The organism is Geomonas silvestris (genome assembly GCF_014193515.1).
GTDB classification, from domain to species: domain Bacteria; phylum Desulfobacterota; class Desulfuromonadia; order Geobacterales; family Geobacteraceae; genus Geomonas; species Geomonas silvestris.
The window spans coordinates 1-12,839 of record NZ_BLXX01000022.1; the positions used below are offsets into that span (position 1 = coordinate 1).

Here is a 12,839-nt window from a genome sequence, read left to right on the forward strand (position 1 = left end):
GTGATGAGCTTAACCGTTTCAACCTTGAATTCCCTGGAATACGTCTTCCTCTTCTTTGCCATGACAGTCCCTCCGTGCTGCCGGTTTTAGCAGCTTTTCGGACTGTCCACAAGATCGGGGAAGATCCACTGAGCGTCCTCGCGGTTAGGCCAAAATCTTCGCGATGGAGCCTGTTATTCCTGAGTTAAGCTAAAAATCCCGCCGTTAAGCTAAACGGGGTCTTTTTAAGCTAACTGCCATCATAGTTAAGCTAATCACCGCTTTCATTTGAAACCGGGACCGCTATGGCGAGGGAAACGCCCTTGGTTATTCGCTAAAAAGGAGGGCATTTGCCTGCGTGCAGCGTTTTTTGCTAAGAATGCGGGACGAATCCCTTGGCGGCAAGGTGTCAGGGATGGTTCGGACCGGTCCGAGGGACTGTGATCTGCTTTTTTAAGCTAAAGGAGAGGTCACTTTGCTTAAAGAGCCCCCTACATCAGTAAATGGGAGAAGATTAAAAACGGAAGGATCTCTGCTGGGGATTTGGAGCCGGAAAGTAAAAAACCGACAGCCCCAGGTCCTTTTGCAGGGAACTGGAACTGTCGGGTGGGGAGACTTCGAGAAAACACCGCTAGGTTTTAGAAGTGGGGTGCGTGGTGGCGCAAGGTTCCTGCTGCTAGGCGGCCGGCGCGAGTTTTACCGTCTTGCGTACCCTTACCTTTGATTTTTTGGTGACCACCCCTGAGGCCAACAGCACCTGTATGTCGCTTTCCTCCGCAATGATCGCCACGTAGTAGAGGATCTTCTGAATGTGTGCGCCCAGGGTTTTACGCGCTTCGTTGCGTGCGGCTATGTCGTACCTGTTTCCGGTGAGGCCGCGTTCGAAGGTCTGCTGGTACCAGTCGCGGGCCGTTTGCAGCACGTCCCGCGAACCCAGTTTGTCCTCTCGCCAATCCTCTTTGAATACCTTGAGTGTGAATACCGTGTCGAGGAAAACCTTGGCTTTCGCGAGAAATTTTACTTCGGGCCCGGTTGTGTCGAATTTGAGTTCGTTCATGACGTTCCTCCTGTTGGTTGGTGTGACATCGCTTTGTTTGAAATAACTAATCCAATAACGATGCCAACTCCGCCGTGAGCTTGTCAATATGCTGAAAATATTAGTGAATATTGTACCTGTAGGTCTGTACGGGGGCTTCGGGGCAGGTCCAGGCTATCCGCCTGCTGCACCTCGCGTGCACACCGCGTTACCACCATGAACGCGCATAGTGTTGGATATATTTAACTTTCAAGAATTGAGCAGCGTGGTCACGGAATGCTCTCGGAGGGAGGCCGAAGCCAGCATCTTTACCACAGAGGTTCACAGAGGGAAAAAAGAGGAAGGAAAAACCGAGGAACAGGTACGGCAAGGAAAACCTCTATCCCGTTTGGTCCTAGGCGCTAACGATTGAGACCGTACCCGTGCTGAAGCCGGGAAAATCTAACAACAGGGTCCTGTGCTCCTTGTCACCCGCGGTTTCTATTTGGACGGCGACCACCTCAACGAAAAAGGTGCCGCCGCTTTGGCTGGCCCCCTGAAGGTTGCGGTTGCCGACCGGTGAACCGTTGAACGCGGATCAGGCGGATTGTGCGGATGTGACGGGTAAACCTTTGAAAGCGTTTGGGGGAAACTTAAACAGGGATGAACGGGATGAAAGGGATAAAACCTGAAACATTGGGTAAAACCTGAAAGTCGAAACCTCGAGACTTAAACGTTTAGTCTCAGGCGGTTTATCCGCGGAAATCCGCATGATCCGCGAGCAAAGATTTTCGGGTGGTTCGCCGTTGATTTTCCTCTGCGTGCCTCTGTGTCCTCTATGGTGATCGCTTTTCAGTAAAAAAAAACGGCAAGGCCATCGAGGCCCTGCCGTTTAACTTTAACTGCCTTAGTTGCGGAGTTTATTCCCCAGGGGGGACCGGCACCGGTACCGTGCGAACGCTCAGTTGACGGCTGCTCATCAGCAACAGCGAGAAGAGTAGCAGCAGCCCGAAGAAGAGAACCGAGGTGGCAATGCCCCCGGCCAGCGCGAGCAGGCTTGCCAGGACCAGCAGGCACCCGATCGGCAGGTTGGCCAAACTGAAGCTCAGTGCCGAAGTGCTGGTCGGTGCGATGGTCGTTGTATCCTTCATGGGGTGGCTCCTTGGATTGTGATTGTCTCGGTCCTTTATCGGACCGGCGTGGAAAAACTTGAGAAGTTTTTTCAGGTCCACATCACTCGCCCCCTTTTGGAGCAAGTATACCCACCCATTCAAAATACGCACCTAGCTGGCGCACGATTCGGGAAATTGGTAACTGCAAGATAAGACGCACTAAATTGAGCAGGGAAGGGGGGCGCGAAGTCGAAGAAGGAGAGCGCTGTCTGTTCAGAACTTGCGCAGTGTTTAGCTCTTGAACAGTGAGGGCTGATCATACCACGGAAAAGCCGAAGGCAAAAACTGCAGGTCAGCCACGGAGGATAGGTTTTCGTTTTTTGCCGTTCGCCGCGAAAAAAAGGGAGCCGGCTTGTGCCGACTCCCCCGTGGCCCCGGCGCACCGGGGCCGGTTTCTTTGATCTCTAGAAGCTGAACTTGCTGATCTGCTCCCTGAGGCTGCCGGCCAGATGGTTCAAACGCTCGACCGCTGCAAGCGACTCGCGGTTCGCCTGTGCCGCACCCTGCATGCTGCCGGTGATCTGGTGCACGTTGTTGCTGATCTCGCGGCTCGTCGCACTCTGCTCCTCGGCTGCGGTTGCGATCTGGCCGATCTGCATGGTTACGGAGTTGATCTGGTTCAGGATCTCCTTGAGGCTCTCGCCCGATTTCTCGGCGTCGGCGGTGCCGCGGTGCACACCCTCGGCGCTCTCCTGCATGATCACCACGGAACGGGCGGTCTCGGCCTGGATGAAACGGATGGTCGCCTCGACCTCCTTGGTCGCCTCGGTGGTCCGCTCGGCCAAGCGGCGCACCTCGTCGGCCACCACGGCGAAACCGCGACCCTGCTCCCCGGCGCGTGCCGCCTCGATGGCGGCGTTCAGGGCCAAGAGGTTCGTCTGGTCCGCGATGTCCTGGATGGTGCCGATGATGGCGCCGATCTCCTCGGACTTGGCCCCCAGCCCGGAAACGCTCTGGTAGGTGGCGTCTACCTTGCTGTTGATGCGCTGCATGTCCCGGATGCTGCGCTCCACGTCGGAAACCCCGGCGCTCGCCAGTTCGCAGGCGTGCTGGGCGCTGTCCACGGCGCGCTGGCAGGAACGCGAGATGTCGGCCGAGGTGGCGGCCATCTCTTCCCCGGCCGTGGAGACGGTGACGGTCTGCTCGGCGACCTCCTCGGTGGTCCGCGCCACCTGCCCCGCACTCGCCTTGAGCTCTCCGCCGGCGTGGGCCACCTGGTCGCTGTTTTGGGCGACGCTTACGACGATCGCCTGTACCCGCTCGATGAAGACGTTGAAGAGCCGGCTCGCCACCCCGATCTCGTCCGGGCTCACCTCGAGGCGGTGGGTCAGGTCGCCGTCGCCCTCGGCGACGTTTTGCAGCGTGGCGATCAGCTTGCGCAGCGGCACCAGCGCGCGCTGCAGCACCAGGTAGGCGACCAGGGAGAGCACCCCGGCCAGCACGAAGGAGATGCACATGGCCCAGTGCTGCAGGCTGTCGAACACGGCGAGGTACTCGGACTTCTTCTCGCCCACGAACAGGACCCCGATCACCTCGTTTTTGTCGTCCTTCAAGGGGAGGTAGCTTGTGAAGTGGGGCGTACCCAGGATGGGAGCCTCGCCGCAGTAGGGGACGCCGCGGGTCATCACCGGCTCGTAGGCCGGACCCTGCAGGGTGGTCCCCACGGCACGGCTGCCGTCGTTCTTCTTGATGGTCGTGGCGACCCGCACGTCTTTTTGGAAGATGGTCGCTTCGCCGCCGAAAAGGTCCTTCATCTTGTCGGCCAGGTCGTTGTTCCCCTGCAGGGTCACCTCCCCGGCCATCAATTTGCCATCCACCAGGCGAACGGGCCCCTTGCTCACCACCAGTTCCCGGAATGCCTTGCTGCGCGAGGTGAGCGAGTTGTTCACCTGGCGGGAGATCTCCCGCTTGGTTACGACCAGCGAGATGGTCGAGGTGGTGAAGGTGGCCGCGAGAACGATGGCGACGTTGGCAGTGAAGATCTTTTTGCTGATGTTCATATTAAGCTTCCTCTCGTGGGGAATGCATTCTTGCATAGACTGGGTGCGAAGCATTTGGCGCCGACGATTGCAGCAGGAACGGGAAAGGTGGGTCGTGGCGTCGTGACTCAATGAGACTATCGGGTTCTTAGCGCCAATCTTGAGACAAAAATACACAAACCGACATCTTTTCGAGCTGAAACCGGAATGCTTAATGAGCTAGAAGTCACTCAGGGGCGTGCGAGGCGGGTATCGCCCGATGGGAAAGGGACTGTAAGTGCAAGACTACTCGATGTTAAGGCGCAGGCTTACGCCGTGGGTCCGCACTGGGTGCAGGTTTGCGGCACCCAAACAGCCGGCGGAGAGGGGTTCGACTGGCGAGGTGACCCGAAGGGGAGTGTCGCGTCGCTGTAAAGGAAGCCGACAGTTGCCGGATTTTTTTACAGTCCTCGGGGGACTTTCCAGCGTGCCTCAAAAGGGAAGCCGGCGGATATACTGAAAGTTGGGCGTGGGCACCACTATTGCTACAGTACGGGTAGTGGAAACGTACTCGCCTCCCCCCGTTGCAGTGGAGAACTTATGCGAAGACATCTGACAACCCTTGTGGTACTTCTGGCGTGGCTTCTTGCTGCGGGAGTCCCTGCTGCGCAGGCGCTTCCCAATCTGGTAACAAACGGCGGCTTCGAGCAGGGAAACTTTGCCGGATGGACGCTCTCCGGGAACACGGGTGCCACCCTGGTCGAGTCCACGACCACCCACCTCGGGAGTTCTGCAGCCGCGCTCGGGCCGGTGCACTCAAACGGCGTGCTGTCGCAGCTTCTCAGTACGGTCGTCGGCGACACCTACGAGATTTCGTTCTGGTTCCTGCAGCCCAAGGCGCCCCCCAACTTCTTCTCCGCCTCCTTTGGCGAGGAGAACCTGGTGAGCCGCCGCAACACCAAGAGTTTCTCTACGGCCTGGACCCAGTACGTCTACGACGTAACCGCCACCTCCACCATGACGCTTCTCGAGTTCCGTTTCCGGGACGACCCGGGGTACGAGTACCTGGACGACGTGTCGGTCTTCGACCTGACCCCGCCGCCCCCCCCGCCTTCGCCGGTTGCCAATCCGGTTCCCGAGCCGGGCACCCTGCTGCTTCTTGGGACGGGCGTCCTCTGCCTCGCCATCTACACCAAAAGGCGCAGGGAAGGGTGATCCAACCGGAAATAGCTAAACGGCACGAAAAAGGCGGCCCCGCATCGGGGCCGCCTTTTTTTGTTGATCGGGAAATCTTGGGGATGACTGGATTGGTATGCTGCACAGGCGGGCTACAAAAAGACAGTTACCTTGGCTAGATGAGACTTGGTTCGCAACTTGGGGGCGACAGTTTACCGCTGCTGCCGGTTGCCGGACCTGCCGGGTCAGGGGAGGGTGAAGTAGAAGGTGGCGCCGAACTCGGGGGCGGCCTCCGCCCAGACCTCGCCGCCGTGGCGTTCGATGATCCGTTTCACGGTGGCAAGCCCGATCCCGGTCCCCTCGTACTCCTCGCCGTGCAGGCGCTGGAAGGCGCCGAACAGCTTGTCCCGGTAGGCCATGTCGAAACCGGCGCCGTTGTCGCGCACGTAGAAGGTGTGCGCCGCGCCGGTCTCCACCGTTCCGAAGCTCAGACGGGCGTTCTCGCACCGTGCCGTGTACTTCCAGGCGTTCTCCATCAGGTTTTCCAACACCTGACCCAAGAGGATCTTGTCGCCGCGGGCCTTAAGACCGGGAGCTATCTCGAGAGCGACCCGGCGCCCCGGATCGCTCTCGCGCAGGGTTGCCGCAATGTCCGCGGCGAGCGCGCTCAGGTCGATCGTCTGTTTCACCAGTTTGGAACGGCTCACCCGCGACAGCTCCAACAGGTCGTCGATCAGGTGCCCCATCTTGACGCTGGCCTGGCGCGAACGCCTGACGTAGTCCAGTGCCGCCTCGGGGAGCTGGTGGCCGCACTCCTCCTGCAAGAGGGTCAGGTAGCTGTTGATGTGGCGCAGCGGGCTGCGCAGGTCGTGGGAGACCGAATAGCTGAAGGCCTCCTGTTCGGCGACCGCCAGCTCGAGCTGTGCGGTACGCTCGTGGACGCGCTGCTCGAGGCAGGACTGCAGGAGCAGGATCTCCTGCTCGGCCCTGGTGCGGTCGGTGATGTCGTCGTACAAGGCGAGCACGTAGTCGACGCTGCCGTCGTGGCGGCGCACGCAGCCGATGGACATGATGAAATAGAGGGTGGCGCCGTCGCGGCGCAGGTAGCGCTTCTCGATCACGTACTCGTCGATCTTGCCGCAAAGCATCCGGTCGAAGTACTCCCGGCTCTTCTCCAGGTCCTCGGGATGGGTGAGTTCCTCCCAGGACTTCTCGGTCAGCTCCTCTGCCGAATAGCCCAAAAGGTGTTGCAGCCTCGCGTTGGTCTGGAGCCAGCGCTTGTCGGGCCCGGTGATCGCCATCCCCACCACCTGGCGCTCGAAGAAAAGCCGCATCCTTTCCTGGTTCTCCTTTCTCTCGGTGATGTCGAGGATGCAGGCGGTGTTGCCGTCCCAGTGCCCCGGTTCGCAGGGGAGCCGCTCCACGAAGAGCACCACGTGCACCACGTCCCCTTTCTTCGTGAGGTAGCGCTTTTCCATGGTGTAGCGCTGCACCTCCCCGCGCACCATCGCCTGGTGACTTTGCCGGCTGAGCGGTACGTCGTCGGGGTGGGTCACCTGGAGAAAGTCCATCACCCCGACCAGCTCCTCGGCCTGGTAGCCCAGAAGCTGGCAGAAGGTGTCGTTGACCCGGACAAAGCGGTTGTCCGGACCGACGGCCACGATGCCGAACAGGGAGTTCTCGAAGAGGGAGCGGTAGCGGGTCTCCGAGCGGCGCAAGGCCTTGTCCGCCAGGTCCCGTTCCCGCTCCCGGGCCTCGAGCTGGTGCGCCATCTCGTCGAAACTCCTGCCGAGCTGCCCCAGGTCTCCGCCGACCAGAAGCTCAGAGACCCTCACCTTGAGGTCGCCGCCGGCCAGGCGCTGCGAGGCCGCGCGCAACACCGCGACCCGGTTGATGATGGAGTGCTTGCCGATGAACCAGGCAACGCCCAGGGCGCAGACGAGGCTCGTTATGAAGAGGATCAGGTTGCGCCCGAGCATGGCGTTCACCTTTGAGAGGGTGCTCGCCACCGGGACCCCGGCGCGGATGTAGAGATAGGGGCGGGTCTCCCCCTTTAGGGTGAGCCGGCGGTACGAGTAGGCCTGCTCGGCCCGGTCCGCTCCTTTGGCGATGAAGAAGCCGTGGTCTTCCGGGCCTTGCATGCGTGCCAGGGCGCCGGGCGGGTCCGCCGAGCCGAGTTCCCGCCCGGAGCGGTCGCTGCAGGCGAGTACGACCCCGCGGTGGTCCACGAGGAGATAGCGGCAGGGGATGCCCTGCGGGTGAGCCACAGCGTGCGCCAGGCGGTCCAGGTCGAAGGCGATGGTCAGGGCACCCACGATGGCGCCCGAGGCATCCTTGTAGGGGTAGCACAGGTTGAGGGTGGGGCGCCCGGCCATCCGGCTTACGATGTACTCCCCGGAGGAGAACTGGCCGCTGGCCAGGGCGTTTTTAAAATAGCGCCGGTCCGCCACCGATACCTGCTGGTTGGTGATGGCCGATGCCCAGACCGTGCCGTCGCGGTCCACCGCAGAGATGTTCAGGTAGGCGGGGCTCGTCGTGAGGATATCGCGCAGGATGGCGCGGGTCTTCTCGACCTGGTGCGTGCGGATGTCGGGAAGCTGGGCCAGGGTTTTCAGCAGCTGCTCGGCGGCATCGGCTGCCTGTTGTTGTTCGTTGGCTATGCCGTTGGTGATGCTGCGGATCTCCTGCACCGCGGCGGACATGGCAGCCTCGCGCAGCTTGAGCCCGGAGAACATGATGATGCCAGCGGCCGGCAGGACCAGGATCAGGGCCATGAGGCTTATCTGCGCACCGATGGAGAGCGTCAGCAGCCTGGACATCATCCGTTTTCCCATTCTTCTCCTCCAGAAGCCGTGACGATCCGGGTGCCAGGTGCTGGGCCGCGGTCCGCTGGGCGGAGACGCTTTTGGGGGCGCCGCCTGGCGTCCCCGCCGCCACTGCGCGTTCTGGATGGGCGAGTGGAGTCTGTGCGGAGCCGCTTTGACGGTGTCATAGGCAGGCCGTGGTTAACTTTGAGCGGTGGCGGCTTGGTGGTCGATACTCACTTAGGTTACCGCGAGAGCTTGCTACTGCCAGTAAATTTCCGGGCGATTACTGCAAGAACATAAAATGTGTCATATTAAGTTCGGCAAATATATAAAGGCGCTGAAATCTTGTCAAGGAATTTTAACCTTTCCCTCGGGGGGGGGCCGGTGAGGGCCCGGCGGGCCCGCTTTCCGGTGTCTGTGCAAAAACTGCCCGGGCCTGCGGCCGTGGAGGAGAAAACGGTAACCTGCAGAAAGTACGACGGATAGCGGGGCGGCGGCTGAGGGGTGCTGTTCAGGGAGATGGCACGCCCTTCGTGAAAGGGGTTTTCAATAGGGGAGGGGGTGGGTAGGGAAGTCGCGATTGAATCCAGGCGGTTATCCGCATCGGCACGCAAGCGGTAGATTCTGGAGTGGATGTTGAAGTTCCCCGGGTAACTGCACACCAAGGGGGACAGTCATGAAAACTTCCGATTCCCGTTTCCGTTCGCTTCTGCTGGCCGTTGTCGTGCTTCTGCTGCTCGCAGGCGCCTCCGCGGCAGCCCAAGCCGGCGAGGTCTCCGTTTATCTCAAGTCGGGGTATTTCACCTGGGACGAGAAGCTGAACGGTGCCAGTTTCGTGAAGGAGACCGGGGCCCTCTTCGGTGCCGGCGTCGCCCACAAGGGGGAGGTCGGGGGGCTCAACCTGGCCGAGTTGGCCGAGGTCTGGGGCGGCAGCCTGAACTACGACGGGCACGATCTTACCAACACCACCAAGATCGAATCGGACACCTCCTACCTCGGGACCCGGGAGGAGGTCTCCCTGGGCTTCAGGCTCCCCGTAACGAGCAGCCTCTCCTTCGAGCCCTTCGTCGGGGTGGGGCACAAGTTCTGGATCCGCACCCGTTCCGGCGAGGACTGGAACAGTATCTACACAAAGCTCGGGGTCGGCTCCGAAGTCGGCGTCGGCGCCCACACCGTCTTTGCCAAGGCGGGCCTTTTGCTGCCGCTGTACACCAGGAACCACGTAAGCCTCGCCTCCGCGGGCTACAGCGACGTGGTGACCGAGCCCAAGTCGCTTCCCTCGGCGTTTGCGGAAGCCGGCGTGAAACGGGGCGCCTTCGCCCTGAGCGTCGAGTACGAGGGGATGCGCTTCGGCGAATCCGACAAGGTTCCCACCACGAGGCTCTCCGCGATCCCCGGTGCCGTCGTCCAGAACAACCAGGCCTTCCAGCCCGACTCGGAGGCGCACCTCTTCTCCCTGAAGCTCGCCTACAGCTTCTGATCCCCCGACTGCCGCCGCAGGGACAAGAACCGGCAACCTGGAACCAGGTGCCGGTTTTTTTGTGCCGTTTCAACGGAGCTTGCGTTGCCCAAGAAAAAGGCAGAAGCGGGAGGTCTTTCCGGTGGTAGCAGAAGAGAAGGGTGCGGCCGGGCCGGCTAACCTGCCGAAGTAAGGGGAGACGCCGGCAAGCCCGCGAGGCTGGAACGAAACCTGCTACCAGAGGTTTACCGTGCCGGAGCTTTTTGTCCCATTTCTGCCCCGATTGTGATATCAACGAGTTTCCTGCCGCACCGGTACCGGGCAGAGCTTTCGCAGGCAAAGGCGGACGCCATCCATGTTGTCACTCACCCCTGCAGATTTCGACGCCATCGCGCTGTCGATCAAGGTCGCCGCGGTCGCCACCGCACTGAGCCTCCCCTTGGGCTTTCTCTATGCCTATGTCCTTACCTACCTCAACTTCAGGGGAAAGGTGGTTCTCGAGGTGCTGGTCAACCTGCCGCTCACCCTCCCGCCGGTGGTGATCGGCTACCTGCTGCTCATCTCCCTGGGAAAAAACGGTTTTCTCGCCCCCTTGTGCGATCTCCTGGGCCTCAACCTCATTTTCACCTGGAAGGCGGCGGTGCTCGCCTCGGCGGTGGTGGGCTTTCCCCTGTTGGTGCGCTCCATCCGCATCGGGATGGAAGGTATCGACCGGCAGTTGATCCAGGCCTCCCGCACCCTGGGGGCGCGCTCGATCGACACGCTGTTCACCGTGATCCTTCCCCTTTCGGTGCACGGCATCCTGGCGGGGTCCTCGCTCATGCTGGCCCGAAGCCTGGGCGAGTTCGGAGCTACCATCATCATCGCCGGCAACATCCCCGGCGTCACCCAGACCATTCCCCTGGCCATCTATGAGTACGCGAGTTCCCCCGGCAGCGAGCGGGCCGCGCTGGCGCTCTGCCTCGTGGCTGTGGCCCTGTCCGTCCTGGTCCTCTTCTGCCACGAGGCGCTGGGGAGCAGGCTTTCCCGGAGGGACTGAGATGGAACTTAGCATGGCGGTGCGCAAGAGGCTTGGGGACTTCGACCTCGCGGCGGACTTCACCACAAGCGGCGAGGCGATCGGCGTCTTCGGACAATCCGGCTGCGGCAAGTCGACCCTGGTGAGCCTGCTGGCGGGACTGTCCCAGCCCGAAGAGGGGGAGATCTGGCTGGACGGCGACTGCCTGTACAGCTCGAGCCGGCGCATCGACCTCCCGCCGCAGCGGCGCCGGGTCGGGATCGTGTTCCAGAACGCCTGCCTCTTTCCGCACCTGAGCGTGGAGGCGAACCTGCTCTACGGCTACCGGCGCTGCGCCCCGGAGCACCGCCGCATCGACTTCAAGACCCTGATCGGGGTGCTGCGGCTGGAGGAGCTCCTGAAGCGCGGGGTGAACCGGCTCTCCGGCGGCGAGCGCCAGCGGGTAGCCCTGGGGCGTGCCATCCTCGCCAACCCCCGGCTGTTACTCATGGACGAGCCGCTCTCCGCGCTGGACGATTCCCTCAAGTTCCAGATCATCACCTACCTGAAAAGTGCCAGCGAGGAGTTCAGGATCCCCTACCTGTTCATCTCCCACTCGCTCATCGAGGTGAGGCTCATGACGGAAAAGGTGCTGGCGGTGGCGGGGGGGCGGATCGCCGGGCAGATGACGCCGGAAGAGCTCGCCCGGCAGCGCATGGGGCAAAGCCAGGTGGGGTACATAAACCTTCTGGACGTGGAGCTGAAGCGGCGGCTGGGGGGGATGTACGCTTACGGCTGGGGTGACACGGAACTCTTCGTCTCGGCGGGGGACGATGCCCCGCGGGCGGTGTTCGAGCTCTCCTCGCGGGATATCATCCTGTTCAAGAAGCACCCCGAGGCGATCAGCGCGCGGAACCTTTTGAAGTGCACCGTGCTGGACACCTTTCCCTCCGGAAACAAGGTGGGGGTCGAGCTCGGCTGCGGCGGGCGAAAGCTGGTGGCCGAGGTGGTGGTGCAGGCGGCCGACGAACTGGCGATCCAGGCCCGCAGCGAGATCTACGCGGTGATCAAGGCGGCCTCCTTCCGGCGGCTGGGTTGAGCCTCCGCTAAGGCACTACAGTTCGAACTTCCGCCAAGGCCTCCGGCCCACTGATCGAACCTGCGCCAAGGCTAGGCCGCGGGGGCGATGATCCAGGCACCGCCGATCACCCGGTCGCCGTCATAGAGGACCACGGCCTGCCCCGGGGTGACCGAGTGCTGGGGCTCTTTAAACTCGACCATGAGCCGGCCGTCCTCCTGAAACCGGGCGGTGCAGGGAAAGGGCTTTTGCCGGTAGCGGATGGCGCAGCTTCCCTGGAAGACGCCGCTTATCGGGGCGCCGGTCCAGGTTGCCTGGTCGGCCAAAAGGGCGCGGCGCAGGAGTTCGGGGCGCGGGCCTACCACCACCCGGGCGCTCTCGGCCTCGAGTGCGGTGACGTAGAGCGGCTCGCGCCAGGCGATCCCTAGGCCGCGGCGCTGGCCCACCGTGAAGTGGTGGATGCCGTCGTGGCTGCCGAGCTTCGCCCCGCTTGCGTCGACGATCTCCCCCGGGCGGGCGGGGATGCCGTTTTCTTCTAGGAACCGGACGTAGTCGTCGTCGGGGATGAAGCAGATCTCCTGACTCTCCTGTTTGCGGGCGGTGGGGAGGTTGAAGCGCTCGGCCAGTTCGCGCACCTGGGGTTTCTCAAGGTGCCCTACCGGGAAGATGGTGCGGGCCAGGTGCTCCTGCTGCATCCCGAAGAGAAAGTAGGTCTGATCCTTGCCGGGATCGAGCCCCTTGCTGAGCTGGTAGAGCCCCTGGGGGTCCTTTTCGATGCGGGCGTAGTGGCCGGTCGCCAAGAGCTCGGCGCCCAGCCCCGCGAGCATGTCGAAGAGGATGCCGAACTTGATCCGCTCGTTGCAGCGGGCGCAGGGGTTGGGGGTGCGGCCGGCTCTGTACTCGTCGACGAAGTTGTCCATCACCAGTTCCTTGAAGCGCTGGCGCAGGTCGATCACCTCGAAGGGGATGCCGAGCCGCTTGGCAACCCGGGCCGCATCCATCACGTCGGTAAGCGAGCAGCAGGTGCGCCCGCCGGGATTGACCGACTCGGGACGCTCGTAGAGCTGCAGCGATACGCCGATCACCTCGTGTCCCTGTTCTTTGAGCAACGCGGCGCCGACCGAGGAGTCGACGCCGCCGCTCATGGCTACCAAAACCCGCTTTTTATCTGCTGTGACTGACATGGTTGCTGCTTCCT

The 12,839-nt window shown here is 62.0% G+C and carries 9 protein-coding genes; 4 read left to right on the forward strand and 5 right to left on the reverse strand.

Annotation, left to right across the window (positions count from 1 at the left end):
- Window positions 1-655: 655 nt before the first annotated feature.
- The 3 genes from GMST_RS20955 to GMST_RS20965 form a co-directional block, all read right to left on the reverse strand.
- Window positions 656-1,036 (reverse strand): hypothetical protein, encoded by a 381-nt coding sequence (locus GMST_RS20955; protein WP_183356664.1) that lies wholly within the window; start codon window positions 1,034-1,036, stop codon window positions 656-658.
- 878 nt (window positions 1,037-1,914) lie between these two features.
- Complete coding sequence (locus GMST_RS20960; RefSeq protein ID WP_183356665.1) at window positions 1,915-2,145, reverse strand: hypothetical protein; 231 nt, start codon at window positions 2,143-2,145, stop codon at window positions 1,915-1,917.
- A gap of 425 nt (window positions 2,146-2,570) precedes the next feature.
- Window positions 2,571-4,166 carry a methyl-accepting chemotaxis protein gene (locus GMST_RS20965; protein WP_183356666.1) on the reverse strand — a complete coding sequence of 532 codons (1,596 nt, stop codon included), beginning with the start codon at window positions 4,164-4,166 and terminating at the stop codon, window positions 2,571-2,573.
- A 558-nt stretch (window positions 4,167-4,724) separates the two neighbouring features.
- Here GMST_RS20965 and GMST_RS22340 point away from each other — a divergent pair.
- The gene (locus GMST_RS22340; RefSeq protein ID WP_246399982.1) at window positions 4,725-5,339 is read left to right on the forward strand and encodes a carbohydrate binding domain-containing protein; all 615 of its coding nucleotides are present in this window, start codon (window positions 4,725-4,727) and stop codon (window positions 5,337-5,339) included.
- A gap of 206 nt (window positions 5,340-5,545) precedes the next feature.
- On the opposite strand, the gene GMST_RS20975 is transcribed toward GMST_RS22340, so the two are convergent.
- Window positions 5,546-8,134: a PAS domain S-box protein gene (locus GMST_RS20975; protein WP_183356667.1), complete on the reverse strand. Its 2,589-nt coding sequence runs from the start codon at window positions 8,132-8,134 to the stop codon at window positions 5,546-5,548.
- A gap of 649 nt (window positions 8,135-8,783) precedes the next feature.
- Between GMST_RS20975 and GMST_RS20980 the strand changes: the two genes are divergently transcribed.
- The 3 genes from GMST_RS20980 (at window position 8,784) to modC (ending at window position 11,662) form a co-directional block, all read left to right on the forward strand.
- Window positions 8,784-9,587, forward strand: a complete 804-nt coding sequence (locus GMST_RS20980; RefSeq protein ID WP_183356668.1) for a hypothetical protein — start codon at window positions 8,784-8,786, stop codon at window positions 9,585-9,587.
- A gap of 334 nt (window positions 9,588-9,921) precedes the next feature.
- Window positions 9,922-10,605, forward strand: coding sequence for a molybdate ABC transporter permease subunit (gene modB / locus GMST_RS20985; RefSeq protein WP_183356669.1), 684 nt, complete (start codon window positions 9,922-9,924; stop codon window positions 10,603-10,605).
- A gap of 1 nt (window position 10,606) precedes the next feature.
- Complete coding sequence (modC, locus tag GMST_RS20990) at window positions 10,607-11,662, forward strand: molybdenum ABC transporter ATP-binding protein (RefSeq protein ID WP_183356670.1); 1,056 nt, start codon at window positions 10,607-10,609, stop codon at window positions 11,660-11,662.
- 71 nt (window positions 11,663-11,733) lie between these two features.
- On the opposite strand, the gene mnmA is transcribed toward modC, so the two are convergent.
- Window positions 11,734-12,825, reverse strand: coding sequence for a tRNA 2-thiouridine(34) synthase MnmA (mnmA, locus tag GMST_RS20995; RefSeq protein WP_183356671.1), 1,092 nt, complete (start codon window positions 12,823-12,825; stop codon window positions 11,734-11,736).
- Window positions 12,826-12,839 lie beyond the last annotated feature (14 nt).